Raw genomic sequence first — 22,365 nt, 5'->3', positions numbered from 1 at the left:
CCACACCAATCTCTATTCGCGACTCGGCGCGGCACATGACGATAGCTCTGGCGCCTGCCGAGGTTGTCGCGCGCCAAGAGGCCACCATGGCCGAGCGAGCCGCCCACTGTCGCGCGCTGTACGGACAGACCGGCCAAGTATGTCGAAGGTACGCGGTAGTGCGCAGTTGCAGCAATCTGCAGGCACGGTCCACTATCGACCCGGTCCCGCAATGCATTGAGCCGCCACAGAGCAGCGGAAGGACAGATGGCAAGACTCCTCAGCAATGGGCACGGCCGAGATCTTGTTCGGGGCGCTTTCGAGCAACTGGCCAAGGCGTCCAGTGAGCTACTGCTCGCCGCCCCTTACTTCACGTATCCCGATCCGCTTGTGGATGCAGCAACGCGCGGCGCGTCGATCCGGCTGCTCATCGGGCTCAACGCAGCGACTCATCCAAGTGCACTCGACGCGGTGCGAGAACGTCCGCGCACCTTCGTGCGGTACTACACAGGCCGCTTTCACGCAAAGCTTTACGTATTTGACGAGGCGGCGCTCGTTGGCTCTGCGAACCTCACCGATGCGGGGTTTCAGAGCAATCGTGAGATTGTCGCTTGGTTCTCCGAGCCACAAGACGAAGAGGCAGTGGATCAGGCCCGGGCCATCTTCGAGACACTGTGGGCACATGCACGCCCATTGACGCCTGGAACCATGGGACTTTTCCGTGAAGCCTGGCTAGCTGCGCGCAGGAAAGGGCCAGATCCCGATTCCGAAATCGCACGAGCTGTGACCAGGCACGAGCCCCCGTCCATCAGTGTTGAGGCGCAAAGCAGTAAGGTGACCGAGGTCGCCGCGGAGAGACTTCGTCGCCAGATCCAGGAAGAGTACAGACCTGCATTTGACGAAGTTAATGCCGTTCTGTCCGAGGAAGACCTCTTCCGCTCTGACGTATCGATGCTCGATCCGCCCTTCCGAGTAAACCGGTTCTTGAATTGGCTTCGTCTCACGCATGTGCTCGAGGAAGCCTGGAAGGACGCGCCTCTGCGCAGCTTTTCCAATCGCAGGGACGAGATAGTGCGTCTTGGGCGCGAGTGGCGCGACGCGGCGGACGGGCGAGTTGACGAGGGGTACGCAGAGGGCGTCGAGGGCGTTCTCGCACCGTTTGCATCACCGGAGGTTCTGGCGTCTGCCATTAAGGACGAACTGACCGCAGGTTTGCTAGGCATCCACGCATTTGCTGAGCAGTTGCGTTTTACGAGCGGAGGTCGCGCGGCGTTGCCAGACCGGTTCTCGGTAATCTCCGATCCAAGTCGAAAGCTTAAGCTGTTTGGGAAGTTCTGTGCGCTGGAGCTCGCGGGGACGGTGAGGCCGACCGAGTGTCCACCTGTCAACGGAAGGTCGGCGAAGGCTCTGCGATACCTGGGGTTCAAAGTATCCGGGGAATGAAGCTAGCTGCTGCTCTGCACGCAGCTGATCGGAGAGACGCAGCTAAAATGGTGACTCCGCTGCGTTACGGCCACCTCGACTGGAGAAATGGTGGGAGCGTCCGTCACTCGTACCAGAACAGCGTCCATCGCCGCCCCAACACCGCCTCTAGCTGCTCGCTCCTCATGAGCAAGCGAGACGCGACATGCCGGACCGCCTTCGTGTCCGCCAGGTCCCATGGACCTGCTCCAGATGTTTGGGGGCAATCGAGAAGGCCGAGCGTGCGAAGATCGGCCGCCAATCGGCCCGGCCTTAGAATCACGGGCAGGCCCGAGATACCAGTCTGCGCCATAAAGCACGCATGCCGGAGCAGGTCGCCGCGCCACAGCCAGACATCCCGCGCGCAAATGACGCCCTTTAGGCCTCCTCTTGGTCCACTGGACAGGTCAAGCACGAGAGGATGCGCGCGGCCGGGATTTTGCCAAGCATGAAGCTGTACGCCTCCTTCGCCCCTGAGAACCCGGCTGCTCACCCCATCCGCTCTCCGCCATATCAGCGGCGGTAACGAAGCGTCTCAATCGTTGTGAGCACGGTCAGCCCATCACCTCTGTGCGTGCGACTACGGAAGCTATCTGAAGCCCAGCGCTACGCTTCGCCGGTCCAGCCCGACCGGCATCAGCGCCTCGGAGCTTGTGCTGCGAGCCTGTTCACTATTCCGGGCTTGGATCGTGTCTGCGTTCCGTGGAATGTTCCGCTCCGGTGGTGCCGCAATGACTCGGCGCCGGGGAGCGCGCATGAGCAGGCGGACAGTGGTCGTCGGAGATGCCGCGGAACTCGACGCAGCGCGACTCGACCTCGCGAGGTCGGATCGCGGTCACGGTGCGCGCGTCATCCCTGTCCATGGACTGGCCGAGCGCCTCGCCGGAGGGTTCCAGACCAGCATATCGTCGGACGACCTCTCAATCGCCGTGAGGGAGGCGCTAAGGGCAATGGCACCGGCCGCGCTCGGCGACCTCGCAGCCATCTGCGACCTTCCAGGCTTCAGGCGCAGCGTGGTCGCGTCACTCCGTAGAGCCTGGCGCGCAGACCTCAACCTCGCAGCCAGTGCTGACAGGCATCCACGCATCGCAGCTATGGCCCGCGTCGAAGCGCAGGTCATGGCACGCCTCCCGCCAGGCAAAGCGCGGCCGCGGGACCTCGTTGCCGCCGCCATGCATCGCCTTGGGTATGCACCGGCCACGGTAGGCGTGGTGGAGTTCCGGCGGTTGCCGGACCTCGACCTGTGCTGGCGTCCGCTCGTGAAGGCTCTCGCAGCGCTCCGGCCCAGCCTTCCGGTGATCTGGAACGCAGGCTCCTTCGATGTGCCTACGTGGGTACGGAACTCGCACGGCATCGAGATTGAGGGGAAGCAAACCCCAGCGAGCGACGTGCTTACGTTCGGCTGCGGCGGACCTCGGCACGAAGTCATTGAGGCACTCCGCTGGGCGCGGAAGACACTGGCAGCGGGCACTGTCGGGCCGCACCGGGTCGGTATCGCAGCCGCTTCGACCACGCCGTACGACGACATGATGGCCGCCCTGGCCGAAGAGTCCGGTCTCGATGTTCACTTCGCGCACGGTCGCCCGGCCCTGCTTACGCCAGATGGTCAGGCCGCCGCCGCCCTAGCAGACATTTTGCTCAGGGGCCTGACGCAGGAGCGCGTCCGCCGCCTCTTAGCTCGCCTGAAGGACAATCGGCGTCCTCGGAAGGACCTGCCGCAGGACTGGCACCGTGCGCTGGAGCCTGATGCCACGCTATCCACGCCGGAACGGTGGGAGCTGGCCCTCTCCGGGGAGGAGCGGAAGCCGATCCGAGACGTCATGGTGCCGCTCGTTACAATGCTGGCGGAAGGTCCTGACGCGGCCCAGGAGGCAGGGAAGCTTCTCGACGGCCCCGCAGCGGAGCTCTGGAAGCGCGCCTTGACGCGTGCAGACCCAGCGGCCCTTGATCGCGAACTGGCTTCCCTCCGCGTGACCGACGACAACGACCCGGGAAAAAGCATCCTGTGGTCGCCTGCCTCCACGCTGGCAGCGATTCCGCGCCCTCATGGCTGGCTTATGGGCCTGAATGCGCGGTCCTGGCCTCGCGGTTCCTACGAGGATCCGCTGCTGCCGGACCACATCCTCGGTGACCTGCGCCCCCAGGAGACGTCGATCACCCAGGCGGACCGCGCAAGCTTCGACGCAATTGGGGGATCCGGTGCCGCCGTCGTAGCAAGGTCCTTCAGTAGGCGGGGCCCGGACGGCCGCAAGCTTGGGCGGAGCCCGCTCATTTCCAGCGTGACCGTGCAGCACCTACGCCGGACTCGCATCCCTGATCACGCCATGAGTTCGCCGGACCGCATGCTCGCCCGCCCTGACGACTTCAGGGCAACTCCCGAGGCGCAAGCTGCCCAGGGTTGCTGGGACGACTGGCGGAACGAGAATGCAATCACAGCGCATGACGGACGCCTCTCCGTCGCAGACCACCCCGCCGTCGTCAGGGCGCTAGGCCGGGTGCAGTCCGCCACCTCCCTGACCACCCTGATCCGCAATCCTATCGGGTTCACCTGGCGGTATGCCCTCGGTATGCGTGCCCCGCAGCCTGACGAAGAGCCGCTCGGGCTCGACGCACGCGCCTTCGGCGACCTCGTCCATGGCGTGCTCGAGGAGGCCGTCCTCAGGCTCGAACAGGGATCGGGGCTCGGTTCGGCCACCGAGGCAGAGATCCTGACGGCCATCTCGGCATCGGCCGACGATGTCGCGAAGCGCTGGCAAACTGCGCATCCGGTTCCGCCATCGAGGGTCTGGGGGCACCAGCTGGAGCAGGCCCGTGAGACGGCAAGCGCGGCGCTCCTTTTCCAGCTGCCCGCACTTCCTGGCCAGCGGGTCTTCGTTGAAGTGCCCTTCGGTAGTGGACAGGACCCGGACCGCCCTGCGCCGCGAGGGAGGACGCTCGCAGTGTCTCGCCCTCTGCCGTGGGCACCCAACGCGAGCGTGCCGGTGCCTGGGACAACGCTACTGGTCGGTGGCCGCATCGATCGCCTGGACCTCTCCGGCACCGGCGACCAGGCACGGGTCATCGACTACAAGACGGGCAGGCGGAGGCCTGATGTACAGCTGAACGGTGGGCGCGAGCTGCAGCGCTGTCTTTATGCCTACGCCGTGGGGGCACTCGTAAGCGGCCCGCCAACGGTGGAGTCGGGACTGCTGCACAGCAGAGGCGACGCTGGCTTCGACACGCTCGCAGCACCAGACGAAGCGCTGCCGAAGCTTGCAGGCGTCCTGGCCGCCGCGGTGTCTGGCATGCGAGCAGGCTTGTGCCTGCCGGGTGTAGCGGCCGGGACGTCGGGGACGGCCGCAGAGAAATACGAGCGCGATGACCTCGCCTTCGCGCACCCCGCGGCCCCTGGCACAACGCTGATGCGGAAGAAGGTCGCAGCGACTGCCGAGCTCGATCATGCGATCGTCACCTTCTGGGCAGAGCCGTGATGACCGTCGTCAACGCCCCGTCGTTCGCCGCGCCCGACGCACAAGCGCGTCACATCGCATTGACCGACTTGGCCCGATGCCTGCTCCTCCAGGCGGGGGCTGGGTCGGGTAAGACCTCCGTCCTCGCGGGCCGCGTCGTACGCATGCTCGCCTCGGGCGAGGCACCGTCCAGCATAGCAGCCATCTCGTTCACCGAGCTCTCTGCCGCAGAGCTCCGCGAGCGGATCTCTGAATACGCGAGTCAAGTGCTGGCCGGAAACATCCCTCGCCCGATCGAGCAAGCGTTCCCAACCGGGTTGTCGCCGGAGGAGCGGGCGAACCTGCAGCGCGCCTGTGAGCAGCTCGACGAGCTGGCTTGCACGACTATCCACGGGTTCTGCCGACTCCTGCTAACGCCCTACCCGGTAGAGGCAGGGATCGATCCCGGTGCCGAGATGCTCGATCAAGCACAGGCAGACCTGCTCTTCGATGGCGTCCGAGATCGATGGCTGCGGGACCGCCTATCTGGTCCGCCCGATCCCTCAGATATCTTCGTGGACGTCTGGCTCAGGCGCCCGGACGAGGTGGCCACTCTTCTCGACGAGCTGGTGAAGCTCATGCTGCGCCACCGCGGCTCGACGGTGGCCTCATGTCCGACGCCATTCGGCGCCTCTCAGGTGGATATCCTGCGGAGCGCGCTTACCAGCCTGCAGTCCTTTCGAGCCACAGTTCTCCCCGTCTGGGCGCCTGGTGAACTGCAGAGCGCCATCTGCGCGCTTATCGCCGAACTGGCCGCGTTGCCATCCTCCAACGCAACGGAGGCGGAGCTGCTGGCATGGGGACTCGATCTTTTTCCGCCCGAGCTCTGCGCCACCAGGACCGGGTTCAAGGCTGACTCGACCCTCAAGAATAGCAGGGCGGCCTGGGAGGCTGCACGCAAGGCGGCTGGAGAGACAAAGGCGGAGGGAGAGCGGATGGTGGGGCTCGTCTCGGCTGCGCTGAGTCCAGTTCGAGCTGCATATGAGACGATTCCGCTGTCGGCAGCGGAGCGAATGCTTCACCTGCTTGCCGGTGACGCGACCGCCCTGGTGGAGAGATACTCCGCTGAGAAGCGCAGCTCGGCCGCGCTAGACTTCGGCGACCTGCTGCAGAAGGCGCGAGAGCTTCTGACGAACCACGACGATGTGCGCGGGGCCGTAGGCAGGCGATACAGCCGCGTGCTTGTTGACGAGTTCCAGGACACCGATTTCGAGCAGGTGGAGGTGTTCTGGCGGCTCTGCGGTGACCCGCCCTCCGGGAATCAGTCCGCTCCGTGGCAGGACTGGGCCCTGCGTCCGGGCGCGCTGTTCGTTGTTGGCGATCCACAGCAGGCCATCTACCGGTTCCGGGGCGCCGATCTGGACGTGTTCAAGCAGGTTCGCGAAATCATCCGGGCTGCAGACCCACAGGCTGTGGTTTCCATCACCTGGAACTTCCGATCCCGTCCAGACATCCTCGCCTGGGTAAACGGGCGGTTCGAGGCGCCGTTAGGCGCGCCTGACCAGTGCGGATTTCAGGCGCTTGACCCGGCGCAGACGTCGTCGCTTTCCACGCCCGGCGTGGCGGCTATCGACTTCTCAGACGGCGAAGGTGCGAGCGGCGCTCGCGATGGAGAGGCCGCCGCGGTTGCGGACTTCGTCGCAAACGCAATCGGGTCGCTGGATATCGGCGGCAATGACGGACAGCCGACGCGAAAGTGCCGTGCTGGCGATATTGCCCTGCTTGTGCCGACGGGCACAGACATCTGGCGATACGAGCGGGCGCTTGAGGGAGCAGGCATTCCAGTCGCGGCGCAGGCGGGGAAGGGCTTCTTTAGGCGGCAGGAGGTACAGGATCTCATCGCGCTGACCAGGACCATTGCCGACGATCGCGACCGGCTTGCACTCGGGGCTTTGCTGCGCGGTCCCCTGGTGGGCCTGACGGACGAGCAATTGCTCGACGCCGTGGCAAGCCTTCCGCCAGGGCCGGACGGCCAATCTCCGATGCTATCGCTTCGCATGGAACTGCCAGCCACAGCTGACCCAGTACTCCGGGGGCGACTGCAGATCCTCGTCGATCTCGCCAAGAGAAAGAGCAAGATGACGCCGCATCTGCTGCTCTGCCAAGCCGTCGAGGAGATGGGGGTTCGTGCAGTTCTGCGTCAGCGCGGTGGACGCGTGGCAGAACGGGCTCTCGCGAACGTCGACCTCTATCTCGAGATGAGCCGAGCCTACGAGGTCCGTGGCATCAAGGCCTTCTCTGACGCCATGCGCCAGGCCTGGGAGGATGGTGAGAAGGAGCTCGACGGCCGTCCCGATGCGGACGAGAACGCTGTGACGCTCATCACCATGCACTCGGCGAAGGGCCTCGAGTGGCCAGTCGTGATCCCGGTCAACGGGGGCACGCTGCTCAAGACCGACATCTCAATGGCTTACGACGGACAGACGCGCACTATCCATGCCTCGGTATTTTCCTTGAAGACCCCGGCATGCCAAGCCGCCTTCGATAGTGAAAAGGAGCAAGTTCGGTTCGAACGCCAGCGCCTTTGGTATGTGGCGACGACCCGGGCGCGTGACCTCCTGCTGATGCCCCGGACGTCCGGCGCAGGATCCACCAGGGACTGGTGGTCCCTCATCGACTTCCAGCTTGGCTCGCTGCCCGAGCTAACGGGCGTTGGACCGGGCGTGCTGCCTACGTCCCCGGAGCCCCCAAACGGCCAGGACCTCGCGACATGGCGCGACGAAGCCGCCCGTATCAGGGCAAGCATCCCGCGCTTCGAGCGGACAACACCGCACTTGCCCTCCGAGGACGGCGAGGCTTTGCCGCAGCCCGTGGTCGTACTGGATCCAGACTTCCCGACAGCAGCGACCGAGGTGCGGGGCGGCCTGCGACGCGGCCTCGTGATGCACAAGCTCATGGAGGAGGTGCTTACCGGGGAGACGGCCGACAACGAGTCAGCCCTGGCGGCCCGTTGTATCGAACTGAATTCCCAGTTGCCGGAAAGCCTGGGGCCGTCGGCGGATCCCGACGATACGGCCCGCCTTATTGTGGCGACGCTGAACCTGCCGGAGATCCAAGGCGTGCGATCTCGCCTTGTCCCTGAATGGCCCGTTGCCTCAGTTGCCCCGATCGACGGCTACGAGAACATCATCATGGGTGTCGCGGATGCCGTCGTTCCAGAGGAAGAGGGACCTCCTTCCCTGGTAGTGGACTGGAAGAGCGACCTCGATCCCAGCGAAGACGTCGTCGCAGGCTATGTCGGTCAACTGCGTACGTATCTGCGCTCCACCGGCGCCCATGCCGGGCTGTTGGTCTTCATGTCCAAGGGAGCGGTCGTCCCTGTCGAAGGCGTGCCTCCATCGAAGACGGTAGCAGCGGCGTAAGACAAGAAGGCGTTCAGACGTGAGCCGAAGCTAATTCGTTCCGGGCATTCGAGAGCGCGTTCAGGTCAAGGTCCTTAGTGGCGTTAACTGTCGCGCTTGTTCATCTGCGGCCGCGGGAGCGGGAGTTCGTGTTGGGCGTCGTGGCTGCGTGTCGCGTTGCCGAATGCAGCCCATCCTTGCTCGGGGCACCAAAGATTTGGCGCTCGTGTTCCCCAGGCGGCTGCCCGCAGTAGCGGCAGCGCGAAAGTTTCGACAACGGCGAGGAGATCGCTGAGGCTCGGAGGCGTGAAAACCGGGCGGCTCAACGAGAGCCAACCGCGCCATGCTCTCTCATTAGCCGGGGTAGCGAGGCCCGGGCCTATCCCTTCGCGCCATCGCGACTCAGGCTTATCCAGGACATGCCCAGCATCGCGGGTCGCAAACGTTCTCTCAACGGCCTCCAGGAGCGCCCGGCCATCAAGCCTCCGGCGAGATACGAGCACCCAAACGTCGTAGAAATCTTTCAAGCGCGTGTTGTCTCGACCAAACTCGAGCATCGGCGCCAGCTTCTCCGCGAGCACCGTTTCGACGGGGTAGGAAAGCACCGGGAAGCTCTGATGGGAGTGGAGAATGGGGTGCATCCACCTCCGCTCGGGTCCGGGCGTCACCGGGTGTCCGTAGACCAAGTCGGCTACCGCCATCTGGCGGCTGCTGCCAACCGAGGCCGGGACTTTCAATCTCCGCTCCACCGTGCCCACGCCGTGTAGCGGCACGCAGGTAGCGGCGCCCCAGTCGAAGACCACTCCATCGTCCCTGAGCTCTGAGGCCTGATCTGCCCCGATTGCCGCATCGAGGACGCGATCAGCGTCGTCAGAAGACAGCAGAAGCAGGTCGAGATCCTTCGATGCTCGAATAAGGTCTCCCTCGATCAGGCGGAAAATGTGGGCGCCCTTGAGCACGAGCCGGTCCGCCAGGTCTGAAGCGGCGAAGCGCGCCAGGAGGCGCTCGGACAGGAGGCGGCTGATAAGTAGCTCTGTTGGCAGTCGACGCTGTCGGGCGAGGTCACGCAGTTGGTTCAGCGCTGTCTCGCCGCGGTCGGTCATGACTGCCTGCCGAGTACTGCTAGGGCCCGCGCAATGGGCGTTACAGTGCGTCTTGCCCCAAGTGCCTCTGCCATGTCGGCGACTTCACGCATCGGAGTGCCGGAGCGCAGCAGGTCTCCCAGGGCGCTTAGCCCGGCCTCCTCCCCCACGGCTTCCGGCATCCTGAGCATGTCGACCACGGTGCGAAGAGGCCCGGTAAGGCGCACGGTGACACCGCTGATCACCCGCTCCTCGACCCCTAGGGTCAAGGCCTTGGGGTCACGCCACCGAACGTAACGAACAGGCGGCCACTCGAGAGGCGGCCCCCAACGCCCGCGGTCAATGGCAAGCCAGAGAGACGACGGGACTGCTGTGCCAAGGCGATGGACACCTGCCGCTGTAGCAAGACAGACGACTGCATGGGGCACCCTGACGATTGCCTCGGCCAGCTCGTGCCCCTCGGGTAGCGGCGCTCCTGCCAAGCGGTACGTGCCGCGGGATACAGCCTCGACGCAGCCAGCCGCGACGGCGCGGCGCACCGCCGCCGCCGTGATGCCCTCCCTCGCAAGCGCAGTCATGCGCCACACGGAGCCATCCCCCAACATCTCCACCAGGCGCGCCCGCTGTGAGCGCCCCTGACGGTCAGGAGCTTGCGACAAAAGCATCACCATGTCGAGTCTTGGTTATGGTCTTGTATCACCAACCGGCGGACCGTGCCAAGGAATTCCTCGGCCGAAAATTCGATCGCAGGTACAAGGAAAAGCAATTTCTTCTGCGACGCGAAAACCTCACCGCCAAAGGGATTTCATGAGGGTACATCTCCTTCGCGCCGACTGGTCGGCCTGGGACGAGAGATGCCAAGGGCAAGAGGTGGAGCGTGCCTCAGAGCGCGGTCGCCGGGTGACCAGGCGGGGCTAGCCGCGTTCCGCTAGGCGTATCTGACCCCGGGCGACATAGCCGGGATGGCGGGTATCAGCAGCGGCCGCTGGGCCGCTGATCGGCTGGGCGTCCTGGCGTGCATTCGTCGGCGGCGCCGGTTTGCTACCCGGGGATTGCCCGCACGCTGCTCCGCGCGCGCCGACATCACACCGGAGCTGCTGGAGCAGCAGCGCAGTCCTGCCCAGCGAGTCGAGCGCGAGGTGGCCTTGGACATGGCGGAGTGCATCGGCAAGCAGGCGGGTCGCCTGCTGGATCGGACGCTGCGTCGCGACTGGAACGGCCTTTCCGCTCTCTGGCGAACTGCGTCTGCCGCCTCAACCCGCCTATGATGCAGCGGCTGGACGCGGCCCGGGATGCCTGGCTGGCGCTTTCGGGCCAGTCGTATTTCCTCCTGGTGCCGCGGCGGGTCGCCGGGGATCGGATCGCTTCGCACCGCAACGGTCGGGGCGCCCTGTATGCGCCGCTCGACGGCGACGGGCGGCCGGGCGACTTCGAGCGCTCGGCCATGCCACCCGACGGCGCGCCCGGTGCCCTGACCGCTGCCCGGGCGACCTGCCATGGACCTCGGCGAGGGTGAACGGGTCGGGGCGCTTCGTCATCCTCCGGGACGCCGACGGGCGACTGCACGAGGTGTCCGGCTCGGTGGTGTGGGCGATCTGCCAGGAGGACGGGGCGTCAACGATGCTGCTTCCGAGCGGCCGGATGATTAGGATGGAGAGGGAAATGCGGACAGTGCTGGGGTGGTTGGGGTGGGGCAGGCTTTTTTAATAAGAAAGCCAGCGGCTTGCAGCGTTCGCACGCTCGCCAAAGGCGCTTGCCTGTCGATCACGGCTACCGAGGGCGAGGGCGGTTCTCCCGGCGCGGTGAGTCTAAATGACCTTGTCAAGCGCCAGCATGTGTGCATATATATGCACAGCTAATGCGGAGCTACCATTGCCAACCCCGGAAACCAATCGCTCTGCAATCGTTCGGAGGCTCGAGTCGGAAGGCTGGGTGAACGAAGGCGGCAAGAACTATGACAAGTACACCAAGCCGGGAATGACAGATCCCATTCTATTGCCGCGGCATCGGACGTTGAGCATCGGAGTGGCGCGAAGCGTGGCCAAGGCGGCGGGATGGAAGTGAAGCAGTCCAACTTATCACCAGGAGTTCCAGACATGCGTTACATCGCTTTGGTTGACGGCTCCGAGGGTGCTTACGGCGTTGTGTTTCCCGACCTCCCCGGCTGTGTCGCCATGGGCGGGACTCTCGATGAGGCCATGGTTGTCGCCTCCGAGGCTCTTGGAGATTGGATCAACACTGTCGAAGCGAACGGAGGTAGCGTTCCCGCAGCTCGTACGGGCGAACAGATCCGCGCCGACGCTGAGGTGATGGAGGCTCTAATGGAGGGTGCCTTTTTTATAGCAGTGTCGGCAGTTCGCACGACTGGAAAGCCTGTCCGTGCGAACCTCTCCTTGGACGGTGGTGTGGTGACCGCGATTGATGCGGCAGCCCAGCGCAGAGGCGTTACCCGGTCTGCGATGGTGGAGATTCTAGCACGGCAGCAGCTGCCGGAACTCGCTTGAAGCGTGCGCCGCCTCACGCCGGTGCGTCTATCTCGGCGGCGTTTGAGAAGTGCCGTGAGCATAGAAGCCTTATGCCGCTGCGCGGCCGTGGGACCGCTCGACCGCGATACGTTCGTTGAACCACCCCGTTGACGCCGACGGGGGCCTGCATGCCGTCTCGGCATCGGCAGTGTCGGCGATCTGCGAGGAGGACGGAGCGTTCGTGCTGCTGCGGCCGGAAGGCCAGATGATCAGGGTGGAGAAGGATCTGGGGCCGGTGCTGGCGTGGTTGGGGTGTCTCCCAGGTTAGATCCATCGGCGGCAATGGCAGGCACGCCGCGCTCGGCCGTCTGCGACGGGATCGCGTGCTGCGATGGCTCGCCTTCGACCCCGTCTCCGAGGCTTGCCCTCAACGGATCCCCGGGGTTCGCCACTTCCGGTGCCGATTGGTCAAGCCAGAGAAGGCAATGGACCACCTCTTGCTCGATCACCTCCGCAACTATGGAGGGCGGAATGGGAGGCATCTTCACTCCGGCCAGGCTGGTCGTTCGGAGAAGCCATGTCCGACGGGCTTGGCCGAAACGCTGGCGGGCTAGCCTGTTTCTGAGGTTCACCATCCAGTCGCTGAACAGAGGAAGTGGATTGGGATGGCGGGCCACGAAGGCCGCGAGCAGCTGCGACAGGACCGTGCGGAAGCGGTAGTCTCCGCCGGTTTCCAGCCACGCCGTTTCAAGGAACTCCGCGACGACCCCGGTCTGCGAGGTACGGTCGTTGTTCGGAGCGGCGAGTAGCGCAAGATAGCGAGAGACGCGCCCGATCGGCATCCATGACTGGCGGCGCAACTCGTGCAGCAATTCCATCGGGCCGATGCTGGTGAACAGGTGGCCCGCGTCGACCAGCCTGCCGACCGCGGCCGAGTATCTTTCCGGGCTGATCCGGCCTGTCAGAAGCCCCCAGCGGAGAAGCGCTTGAACCCAGACGCCCTTCACCTCCGATGCGATCTCGCCAAGACGGCGAAGGGGCATGTCCTCGCAGAGTAGGACGCCCTCAGAGCCGATGGCGGCCAGCACGCTGTCGAGCGCGGCCCTTGGCAGCGCTGTGTAGATGCCGGAGGCATCCGGGCGCACCGTGGTGTGGCTTTCGGCGGGCACGATTTCGCATGTCCGGGCGAACGCGAGTGCCTGCTGCGCCCAGGACGCGCGCATCCGAAGAGCGTCGGGCCCCACCTCCACCATGGTCGGGTGGTCGCCTTCCCAGCCGAGGGAGCCGCGGTGTCCCGTCTCGGCCTCGCGCTCGCGTTCGAGGGCCACCTCCAGCAGGTAGTCGAGCGTGGTCTGGGTGACCGAAAGGCGCTGTCCCTGGAAGCAGTCCCGAAGCGTCTCGGCGATGCCCAGCGTGGTCGCCGCGTAAATCGACAGGGGATCGAGAACGCAGGTTTTCGCCACGATCAGGCGCCGCATAGCCTCGGCCCGCTCCGGCTCCGACCCCACGGCGGCCAGGACGGTAGGATCCTTGCGCCAGCGATAGTCGTCCCAGACGTCGAGGGCGGAGCACCCGCATGCGAGAGCGAGGTGTGCCATTGATATCCGGCCAGCCTTGTAGGCCGCCTCGATCTCGCGAAGTCGTTCGGCCCGCTCGCGGGCCATTCGGAACACCGCGTCGAACCTGTTCTGGTCCGTGTCGTCGCCGATCTCCACCGTGCCAAAGCCCGCAGCCTCGGGGAAACGCTCCCGGAAATGCTCAAGCACATCGAAGTGGGCGTGCAGGTACTTGCTCCGGATGGACTCGATCCGATAGCGGACATCGCCGTGCGGGTAGCTTGCGATGGTGACCTCGTCCCCGACGCGCAGACCGGTAAGTCTTGACGCCAAGGCATCGGACGGCGGCACCTCGTTGCGCTCGATCCGCGGGCCCAGTTCCGTCTCGATGACCCGGACGATGCGGGCAGGACCGTCGCACTCGGCCAGCACCACCGCAGTGTCCGGACCCGCCGTTTCTGGCTCGAGTTTGGCTGTCTTTGTGGCCCGCCCCATGAGGAACAGCCCGAATGCGTACGAGAGATGGATCTGCGGGTCATCGAAGCCCTGCCGCAGGGCGCGATATCCCAGGGTCAGGCACTTCAGATCAGCAAGGTGGCGGTCAATCAGCCTCGCCAAGACAATCAGGTCATCGGCGTCACCCGTGATTGCGCTGGGCACGGATCGCAGCCAATCCAGCGCCTTGCTCATGGCCGCGGTGCGCTCGCAGAGTCCGAACCAGACAATGCGCGCACGGAGGTCGTCGGGAGTCTTCTCCAGATATGCCTGAAGCAGTCGGCGGGCCTTCGTCAAAAGGCCGACCATGTCATAGATCTTGACCCCGAAATCCACGTACCGACGCAGGTTGTGCAGTGACGGGGACAGGCTCTCGAAGAGCTCACGAGCCTCCCGCCGACTGTCTGCCTCTATGAGGCATTCGAGCCTAGTCCTCAGGGCGTGGGTGTCGCGATCTGGAACCGTGAACGGTGCCAGGATTTCAGCCGCTCGTGCGGGCTGCCCGGTCGCGCGGAAGACCTCCGCAGCAGCGAAGATGTCCCTTGCACTGGTCGCTCGCGTCAGCCCCCGCTCGGCGTCGAGCCGAAGGCGCTCTGCCAAGTCTGCTGGCAAATCACGGAAGCGAAGCGCGGCCGATCTGACCGGCATTGCGTCGGGGAAGGCATCGAGCGCAGCAACCACGGTCTCGCTGCCTGCTCCAAGTGCGATTTCCGCCTCGAGAGCGACACCCGCAGCGGCGTCTCGATCTTCGCCCGGCGGGAGCTCGGACGCGAGCCTCGATGCCGCTTCCCGAGCCTCGACATACCGCCGCATCCCGAGCAGGAGGTGAAGGCGAATGACGTCGAAGCTTTCCTCGCGCTTGTCTTCGGGGACACTTTCGAGGTGGCTCAGTGCGTCAGCCAACTTCCCTCTGCCGGAAAGGATCATGCTGAGGCGGTTATGAATCTCGGCATTGTCCGGGGTCAGGCGCAGCGCCTCGTGGAGCACGTCCCGGGCAGCATCCTCGTCGCCCTGGACCATCAGGGCTCCCGAGAGGTTCAGCGCCAGTTCCGGCATCCGCGCGCCGTAGTCGTTCGTCGCCACCGTGTTCCAGGCTTGCCGGGCAAGGTCCAGGCCCCGCCGGAAGCGCCCGGCGAGGTCGTGAGGGACCGCCTTGGTCACAGCGATCTCTCGGATGGCGAGAACCGGACGAAGCAATTCCGACGCGAGCGAACCCTGACTGCGCCAGTCGTCCGGATCGCGTGCGTAGGCGTTCTCGGCGAGCCGGAGTGCCTCGTCCCAGTCATTCCTGTCGCGGGCTGCATCAACAAGCGCGAGCAGCACCTGCGGCTTTTCTCGGAGAGCCTCCGGTATGGTCGAGAGCAGGTCTGGCAGGGGAAGGTCATCCGGCGCCGCATGGACGAGGGTCACTGCCGCGTTTTCAAGTGTTGGATCGGCGCTCAGCGCGTCCTTGGCATGTGCGAAGGCCGCTTCGTTCGAATCCTCCAGCATCTCCGCGAAGGCGAAAGCCGCAATCGACCAGGGCCTCCCGGGATCAGCGGCGCTGGCTTCCCGCAGATGTTGGACAGCCAGTGGTCTGGAGCCCAAAGCAAGATGGACAAACCCGAGCGCGTTGAGGATCCGATGCCGTGATCTTGGTGACGCCGTCCCCCACTCGGCTTGCCGTATCGAGTTCAGCAGGACGAGGGCCGCACGTGCATTGCCCTCATTCCCGAGTTCGGCGGCGTCCTTGATCCTGGTCCGGAGTGATTCCTCGGCTGGGTCTCCACCCTGATCAGTTCCCGGTCGGGGGAGGGCAGCGACAGCGATGCTCTGCACCTTCTGGATGGCAAGCATCATCTCGGCGTGGCGTTCCTCGTGGCGTTCCTCGCCGCGTGCGTCCGAGACATCGATCCTGTTGAGGATCTTCGCAGTGCTTACTTGCCCGAGTTGCCTTTCGGCCACTTCGGGGTGCTTCTGCAGGAGGAGTTGGAGTGTGTCCCACGCGATTACGTGGACACGGAATATGCCGATGGTCTTGTGCGCGTCGTCTATGTCGCGGGCGACCTGCTGAATCTTGATGTCCGGCGGGGCTGAGGTGGCGAGGATGAACACGTCCAGCAGCGGCCTGAACGTCTTCGCCTTCTCGACCTCGTCCCTGAGTTCCTTTTCGGTCAGTTCTGCCCCAAGCCCACCGTCCTTCCCCTTGCACTGGACGCCGGTGAAGCGCCCCTTCTTGTCGTGACCGTAGATGTCCACACCTGCCTGCGGCTGCCCGGTGCGGCCGTGCCGCACGGCCTGCGGGTCGCCCCAGATCTCCTGGTAGAGGTCGTGGCAGAGCTTCTCGAAGTCCTGCCAGTTCGCTGGCGGTGCCAACTGCTGGTTCTGGATAGACATTCCAACACACCCAGTTCCGCGGCCGCCGGGCGATCCAATGGCCTCGACGCCTTCTGCTCTACGCCGCGATGCTTACCGGTCCGACTTATGGGGCTTGGAATGCCGCCATCCTGACCAATCGGCATGATGCGGCCCCACATTGCTCGTAGCCAAGCGAATCGAAGCTGGTCCAGCAGTTAGAAGAGCCGCGCCCAACAGAGCCAGTTGGGTAGGCGCAACTTCCCGGCGCGGAACCCTGCTTCGTTGGACTCGCGACCCCGGGACGCGAGATGATTGCCGAGCACCTGTCCCCGATCCTGGAACCACAGCGGGCGAAGCTCCAAAGTCCGTCCTGTCGGCGATCTGGATGTCATCGTGAAGGCGTCATTTGCGTGGCCTTCAATTGGCCCGGGATGGTTCCACCCGCTGCGGCAATCCGCAGGCCGCTTCACAAAAGTCCGCGATAAGCGCCATATGAACGGCCTTGTGTGAAAACTAATCCCTGCCGCGACAATGTTTGGCGCGGCCACACGGAACGAGATCGATGGCTGATAAGCGACGCACAGATCAGCAGAGCGCTGCCGAGAGGGAACGCAACCCGCATGCGAAGCGGGTCACGCCGGGTGAGTTCGAACGCCTTGTGCGTGAGCACTACGGCACCAAAACGCTGGTGTTTGATAAGCCATTTGCCGAGAAGGTCCTCGAGTTCAACACGGCCAATCGCAAGATCAATCGGCGGAAGCTTGAAACGCTCGCTCGGCAAATGCGCTCGGGTGATTTCGAGAATACCGGCGAACCCATAATCATCTCGGCTGAGGGCATCCTCAACAACGGCCAGCATCGGCTCTTCGCCGTGGTTGAGTCTGACGCCGTCGTCGATATGGATGTCCGCTTCGGCATTCCGCGGCGGGTGTTCAGTAAGACGGACACCGGTGCGAGCCGCACTGCCGGCGATGTCCTCACCATCAAGGGGGCGTCCTACGGGAGCCAGGTCGCATCAGCGGTCCGGCTGCTGATCCTTTACAAGCGTGGCCTGCCTGATTCGATCCGCGAATTCGTGTCCAACGACGAAGTGGCAAGGGCCTTCGATCGCCTGAAGGACATCGGCGACGCCATCGCCATGGTCCAAGGCTATAGCTTCCCGAAATCCGTCCGCAGCACCCCCCTGTACGCGACTGCGTATCTCGCCTCCCGCTCGCCGGGGCGCGCGCGCCTGCAGGAGTGGCTCTATACGCTCGCAACAGGCCTGGAGGCGTCGCGCGACAACCCCGCCTACCAACTCAGGGAGCGGCTGATGCGCGGTGTGGAGGCCCCAATCGGGACCCGTGAAGGCCTCCTGGAGCGGTTCGCCCTGATGATCAAGTCGTGGAACCTTTGGCAGGCTGAAGAGACCGTCTCCATGCGCGACTTCCGATGGCACGCTACCGGCAAGAGCGCCGAGCCGTTTCCGAAACTCGAAGGTGCTCGCCTACCTGACCTCGCTTGAATTGCGAAAGCGGGCCGAAGGTGGCGCGGCCGACCCAAGTTCCGGCATTGCATTTTCCTTCCGAATCCGGCATAGAAGTTCACATGCGCCCGATTGGAACCCTCCGCCTGATATGACGACGTGCCGAAAGGTACGCGTGGCGTCGAGGGTCGGCCGCATGACCCCACCAACCTGAAATAAGAGTACGCTCCGAGGTATCCAGGTCGCCTCGGGACGATAGCGCGCGCCTTCGGCTCTTTTGGCCGGAGGCGCGCGACGTCGCAACGCGTCCGCCAACCTGCCCAGGGGTCTGTTGGTGGCTCAGATGACGATGTGGGAATCGATGGCCGCAATTCGCACCACCTCGCTCCTTGCTCGCCAGCTGCAGAAAATGCGGAAGGCAAGGGGGCTATCTCTCGTGGCTCTCGCCGAACTCGGCGGCTGCAGCGGCAACGCCGCTCGCCAGGCCGAGGCAGGCAGAGGCTCCAGTTCAGCATACATCCGGCTTGCAGAGGCGGTGGCGATAAAGCTGGACGCTCGCTCACTCCCGCCAGGTGGCGATATCGGCTCGCGTATTGGCGCTCAGCGCCAACGGCGGGGGATGTCCGTGGACGAACTGGCGCGCATTGCCAAGGTGAATGTCGACACCGTTCGCAAGGTCGAGAGAGGTAACCTCGGCCAGCTGAACGAGCTCGAAGCGGTCGGCCGTGCTCTCCACGCGCGACTGACGCTTTTGCCAGTTGACGCGCGCCCGACCTTTTACGGCTCGGCAGCGACGTCGTCGGCGAAGGATGATTGGCCGACGCCGCCCGAGTTTCTGGACCGGCTGACGCTAGCTCTGGGACGTTCGTTCGACCTAGACCCGTGCTCGCCAGGCGCAGAGTACTCTCGCGTGCCTGCCTCGCGCCATTACACCAAGGTGGATGACGGTCTGGCTCAGCCTTGGACGGGAAGCGCCTTTATGAACCCGCCTTACGGCTCGAGCATGGACCTCTGGGTGCGGAAGGCTCGCGAAGAAGTCGCATCTAGCAACGCGCTGGTCGTCGTTGGTCTCATCCCTGCGCGCGTCGACACGCGTTGGTGGCACGATGACGTGGCCGGGCATGCCGACACCTGGTTCTTGCGTGGCCGCCTGCGCTTCGGGGACGGCGACGGAACGGCGCCCTTTCCGAGCGCCATCGCTGTCTGGGGCGCCAGCGAAGAGGAAGTGTTGGCAATCTCGGAGGAGTGGCCCGACGCGTTCTGCGTATTGGCCACCCATCGCGTCGCCCGCACGAGGCTGGCCCGTCTGCTCGGACCCAGCCTAGCACATCGGAGCGCAAGCGCCGCCTGAGTGAAGTTCGCTTGCGATGCGCGATGCGCCGGTGCGCCGATACGCAGGAGTCGGCGCACCGGCGCACCAAGGCCCCTGCGGATTCACCATTAAAAACAGCAGGTTATCAGATTTATTCGTTGACTCTCCGCGCCGAACTGCTGTCATGTTGCCGTATGTTGCGGTCCTCGATGAACATCGCGTTCTCGACGCCTCGGTGGGAGATCCCTCGGGGACGAGCGCCGCAGCTGTGCTCTGCCACCACGCGGCGAATAGGCACCTTCGCCGACGAGGTCTGATCGGCGCGTAGGCGCTGCCTGCTCCGATCATGCCGTCGGCGAGCCGTCCAGAACGGCGATCCGCGCATATCCAGGCAGAGAGCAACCACATGACGATCCCGTTCGGCCGCAAGGGCCGTAACCTTGAGCATGCCAGCGAGACGGTCCGGCAGTTACGAAGGCTCGCCGACGACCTAGTGCGCATTCAGTCGGGGGAGGGGCCCAGTGCGGCCGAACTCGCCGATGCTCCGCTTCTGGTGAACTGGGCGATTGCCCGCCGCGACATGCTGTGTCTCAGCGGTGACGTCCTTGGGCACCCGCTTATGTCGGGGCCGGGCGTTACGACCTCTCGGCTCTGGCTGATCCGACCCTCGGAAGGGTGGGCGCGCACCGAGAGCCGGTACTACCGACTTGGTGCTCATGTAAACCGAGGCGTGGTCTCGCCCCTCCGGCGGCTGCATTGCGGGGCAGCGTCATGAGGCAAGCCAAGACCCCCCACGGGAAGCCGCGGGCGCAAGTCCGCGGTGCCGAAGACCTGATGGCTGTCTCCGACCGCTATCTTCTGAAGCGCGCGAAGCTGGGCAGAGTGGCACCATGCCCGCTACCGTTCGTCGCCCGGGCGATGGTCTCCCAGGCGCTGGCGAAACAGCCGGACCTCGCGCGGGCGGCGACGAGGCCGTCAGCGGCGATCGTCGTCGAAGTTCCCCATGAGGAGTGGGTGAACGAGGTTGCCGAAGCGTGGCGCGAGCTCGTCCTCGCTACGGAAGAGGTGCCGAACGACGGCGATGACGAAAGCCTGTCGACTGCGCGGTGGGTCGAGTTTCGGTGTCTGGAGAGCTCAACAGCGTATCCCTCGCGCGTCCGGGGTCCAGACGGTCGGAACAGGGTTGCCGCAGCGCTCGCTCGAGGCCAGGCGGTGTACGGCTTCAGCCCTGACCCTTCGCGACTTCCCCAGGACCTGTGCCGTGTCGCGGATCGAACAGTGTGGATCTCGCCGTTGAGTGGGGAACGTCTGCGCCAGGCTGTTTCGGCATACTGCAAGAAGGAGGCGAAGTTCCAGCCCACCGACGAGCAGGCGGGCCTCGTAATGCCAGGCGATCTGCTGCTATCCGTCCGTCCGGAGCCGGATCCGGATGAGATGCTGCGCAGAACCGTCGACCTGGCCAGCGCGCGCAGGGGCAAGCCGGTCGACGCGCCTCGTCTTGGCGATTTGCATGGCATGGACGCAGCCGTCGAGTGGGGGCACTCCCTCGCTCGCGACCTGAGCGACTACCGATCCGGCCAGCTTTCGTGGTCGGCAATCGACCGCGGCGCGCTGATCTGCGGGCCGACGGGCACGGGGAAGACAACGTTCGCACGTGCGCTTGCCCAGGAGTGCTCAGTCCCATTGGTCGTCGGGTCGGTCGCAGCGTGGCAGGCAAGCGGAACTGGCCACCTCGGAGATATGCTGCGGGCGATGCGGGACACCTTCTCGGAGGCCAGGAAGCTAGCACCCTGCATCTTGTTTGTTGACGAGATGGACAGCCTGGGTAACCGGACACGCTACGAAGATCGGAACCGCGACTACGGCGTCCAGGTCATCAACTCCTTCCTTGAATTGGTAGACGGCATTGAGAACCGGGAAGGTGTCGTCCTGATCGGGGCAACCAATCACCCAGAAGCGCTTGATAAAGCCATTCTGCGGCCCGGGAGGCTCGACCGGAGCATCACGATTGACTTGCCGGACGCGAAGGCCCTCGAGGGCATCATGCGGCACCATCTAGCTGCGGATCTACGCGATGCAGATCTGTCGGACCTGGCTAGGCGGGCGACCGGGCACTCCGGCGCCCATGTGGAGCAGTGGATCCGATCGGCGCGCCGAACTGCAAGGCACCAGGGCAGGCCGCTCGAGCATCGGGACTTGGACAAAGAAGTTCCAAACCGCGCGGTAGCGACTACGCCGGAAACGCTATGGCGCGTTGCGATTCACGAAGCTGGCCACGCTCTCGCCATCTCCGTCCTGCGTCCGGGCGCCCTGCGATCGGTGACAATCACCCCGAATGCGCCGAACGGGTCCTTCGGAAGCGTTGAGTGGATCAGTTACGGTCCGGGCGACGTCGACCGCAACATGACGCGTGAGACCCTCGTAACCCGGCTTGCCGAAAGGCTAGCCGGGCGAGCGGCGGAGGCTGTCGTCCTGGGGCAGGCGTCGTCCGGCGCAGGTGGGACGGTCGCCAGCGATCTCGCGCAAGCAACCTGGCTCGCAGTGATGGGCGTGTCTGCTTTCAGTCTGGACGCAGACGGGCAGGCCGCGCCATCGCTTTGGATGGGTCCCATCCCGCCGGAGGACGTGCCATCTCTCCTGGCCGCCCAACCTGAGCTGGCGGCCCGCGCCAATGCACTCCTGGCTGAGGGTCACCAGGTGGCTGTGGACGTTGTGAACCGTGGTCAAGGGCAAATTGAACGGATTGCCGCGCTCTTGCTGGAACGGAGCTCGGTCTCGGGACAGGACGTCGAAGCGCTACTCGGTGAGAGGGGCGCCGCGAGATCAAGGACTAGCCGGAAGCGGCCGCCATCTGCCCGCCGACCGACGAACCAGAGCGTGACTAGGCGTCTGCTCGCGGCCTACCGACGCTAGGCGTGGTCGGGCCCACGCAAGGTCGACCGCGGCCGAGCGGCAGGGACGACACGAGCGATGTGTTTGGCCCAGCACGACCACCACCGATCCGTTGCGATCTTGAACTCTTATCGCGGTTGAGGTATGGAAGTAGGCATGCAGATGCTTGGATCCTGGCGCCTCATATGACCTCTGCGCCGTAAGGCGAGGTAGAGGCGCCGAGGCATGAGCATCGGCAAACCCTCCAAGTAGCAGAGTATGCGCCGCGGCATCCGCCGCGGCGCCTTCTGCTCGTGTGTTCCGCGTCGCGGGCGGCGGCGTATTGCCACAAGGTGCGTCCATGGCTCTCCCAACCAGTGCAGATATCACCCACGGAGCTGATAGCGGCATGGAAGCAGGCCCCGATTCCCCTTCTGTCCCGCATTCCGTTCCGCAGCGCGCGGGCTGCACTCGCGCGGCCCCGCACGTTCGCGGGCACCGCGTCGCGTGACG

The 22,365-nt window shown here is 64.9% G+C and carries 11 protein-coding genes; 9 read left to right on the top strand and 2 right to left on the bottom strand.

All coding sequences use genetic code 11. From position 1 onward, the window contains the following. The first annotated feature begins 246 nt into the window (after window positions 1–246). From ACLF3M_RS11115 to ACLF3M_RS11105, 3 genes are all read left to right on the top strand, one after another. On the top strand, window positions 247–1,422 hold the full coding sequence (locus ACLF3M_RS11115) for a phospholipase D family protein (RefSeq protein WP_430656984.1): 1,176 nt from the start codon (window positions 247–249) through the stop codon (window positions 1,420–1,422). Between the two features lie 773 nt (window positions 1,423–2,195). Next, the gene (locus ACLF3M_RS11110) at window positions 2,196–4,910 is read left to right on the top strand and encodes a PD-(D/E)XK nuclease family protein (protein WP_430656983.1); all 2,715 of its coding nucleotides are present in this window, start codon (window positions 2,196–2,198) and stop codon (window positions 4,908–4,910) included. Continuing rightward, window positions 4,910–8,290 (top strand): UvrD-helicase domain-containing protein, encoded by a 3,381-nt coding sequence (locus ACLF3M_RS11105; protein WP_430656982.1) that lies wholly within the window; start codon window positions 4,910–4,912, stop codon window positions 8,288–8,290. Before ACLF3M_RS11110 ends, ACLF3M_RS11105 begins: the two co-directional genes overlap by 1 nt. Window positions 8,291–8,373: 83 nt before the next feature. Here the strand turns inward: ACLF3M_RS11105 and ACLF3M_RS11100 are convergent, their stop codons facing one another. Beyond that, the gene (locus ACLF3M_RS11100) at window positions 8,374–9,372 is read right to left on the bottom strand and encodes a nucleotidyl transferase AbiEii/AbiGii toxin family protein (protein ID WP_430656981.1); all 999 of its coding nucleotides are present in this window, start codon (window positions 9,370–9,372) and stop codon (window positions 8,374–8,376) included. 1,246 nt (window positions 9,373–10,618) lie between these two features. Between ACLF3M_RS11100 and ACLF3M_RS11095 the strand changes: the two genes are divergently transcribed. Both ACLF3M_RS11095 and ACLF3M_RS11090 read left to right on the top strand, forming a co-directional pair. Further along, window positions 10,619–10,867, top strand: coding sequence for a hypothetical protein (locus tag ACLF3M_RS11095; RefSeq protein ID WP_430656980.1), 249 nt, complete (start codon window positions 10,619–10,621; stop codon window positions 10,865–10,867). A 580-nt stretch (window positions 10,868–11,447) separates the two neighbouring features. After that, the gene (locus tag ACLF3M_RS11090; RefSeq protein WP_430656979.1) at window positions 11,448–11,855 is read left to right on the top strand and encodes a type II toxin-antitoxin system HicB family antitoxin; all 408 of its coding nucleotides are present in this window, start codon (window positions 11,448–11,450) and stop codon (window positions 11,853–11,855) included. A gap of 230 nt (window positions 11,856–12,085) precedes the next feature. Here the strand turns inward: ACLF3M_RS11090 and ACLF3M_RS11085 are convergent, their stop codons facing one another. Further along, window positions 12,086–16,243 carry a PIN domain-containing protein gene (locus ACLF3M_RS11085; RefSeq protein ID WP_430656978.1) on the bottom strand — a complete coding sequence of 1,386 codons (4,158 nt, stop codon included), beginning with the start codon at window positions 16,241–16,243 and terminating at the stop codon, window positions 12,086–12,088. Between the two features lie 523 nt (window positions 16,244–16,766). Between ACLF3M_RS11085 and ACLF3M_RS11080 the strand changes: the two genes are divergently transcribed. The 4 genes from ACLF3M_RS11080 (at window position 16,767) to ACLF3M_RS11065 (ending at window position 21,894) form a co-directional block, all read left to right on the top strand. Continuing rightward, window positions 16,767–17,708 carry a hypothetical protein gene (locus ACLF3M_RS11080; protein ID WP_430656977.1) on the top strand — a complete coding sequence of 314 codons (942 nt, stop codon included), beginning with the start codon at window positions 16,767–16,769 and terminating at the stop codon, window positions 17,706–17,708. A 304-nt stretch (window positions 17,709–18,012) separates the two neighbouring features. Beyond that, window positions 18,013–19,020 carry a DNA N-6-adenine-methyltransferase gene (locus ACLF3M_RS11075; protein WP_430656976.1) on the top strand — a complete coding sequence of 336 codons (1,008 nt, stop codon included), beginning with the start codon at window positions 18,013–18,015 and terminating at the stop codon, window positions 19,018–19,020. Window positions 19,021–19,327: 307 nt separating this feature from the next. Beyond that, complete coding sequence (locus tag ACLF3M_RS11070) at window positions 19,328–19,756, top strand: DUF6634 family protein (RefSeq protein WP_430656975.1); 429 nt, start codon at window positions 19,328–19,330, stop codon at window positions 19,754–19,756. Window positions 19,757–19,815: 59 nt separating this feature from the next. Beyond that, window positions 19,816–21,894, top strand: a complete 2,079-nt coding sequence (locus tag ACLF3M_RS11065) for an AAA family ATPase (RefSeq protein ID WP_430656974.1) — start codon at window positions 19,816–19,818, stop codon at window positions 21,892–21,894. The last annotated feature ends 471 nt before the right edge of the window (window positions 21,895–22,365 follow it).

Source organism: Falsiroseomonas sp. HW251 (assembly GCF_050563545.1).
Lineage (GTDB): Bacteria > Pseudomonadota > Alphaproteobacteria > Acetobacterales > Acetobacteraceae > Falsiroseomonas.
The sequence above is the reverse complement of the archived record's forward strand: the minus strand, read 5'-3'. Positions and strand labels throughout refer to the sequence as shown.

Coding starts and splice junctions, on each gene's coding strand:
- ACLF3M_RS11095 (WP_430656980.1), top strand. CDS start 10,619: ATGCAGCGGCTGGACGCGGCCCGGGATGCCTGGCTGGCGCTTTCGGGC.
- ACLF3M_RS11115 (WP_430656984.1), top strand. CDS start 247: ATGGCAAGACTCCTCAGCAATGGGCACGGCCGAGATCTTGTTCGGGGC.
- ACLF3M_RS11105 (WP_430656982.1), top strand. CDS start 4,910: ATGACCGTCGTCAACGCCCCGTCGTTCGCCGCGCCCGACGCACAAGCG.
- ACLF3M_RS11100 (WP_430656981.1), bottom strand. CDS start 9,372: ATGACCGACCGCGGCGAGACAGCGCTGAACCAACTGCGTGACCTCGCC.
- ACLF3M_RS11090 (WP_430656979.1), top strand. CDS start 11,448: ATGCGTTACATCGCTTTGGTTGACGGCTCCGAGGGTGCTTACGGCGTT.
- ACLF3M_RS11080 (WP_430656977.1), top strand. CDS start 16,767: ATGGCTGATAAGCGACGCACAGATCAGCAGAGCGCTGCCGAGAGGGAA.
- ACLF3M_RS11065 (WP_430656974.1), top strand. CDS start 19,816: ATGGCTGTCTCCGACCGCTATCTTCTGAAGCGCGCGAAGCTGGGCAGA.
- ACLF3M_RS11075 (WP_430656976.1), top strand. CDS start 18,013: ATGACGATGTGGGAATCGATGGCCGCAATTCGCACCACCTCGCTCCTT.
- ACLF3M_RS11085 (WP_430656978.1), bottom strand. CDS start 16,243: ATGTCTATCCAGAACCAGCAGTTGGCACCGCCAGCGAACTGGCAGGAC.
- ACLF3M_RS11070 (WP_430656975.1), top strand. CDS start 19,328: ATGCCGTCGGCGAGCCGTCCAGAACGGCGATCCGCGCATATCCAGGCA.
- ACLF3M_RS11110 (WP_430656983.1), top strand. CDS start 2,196: ATGAGCAGGCGGACAGTGGTCGTCGGAGATGCCGCGGAACTCGACGCA.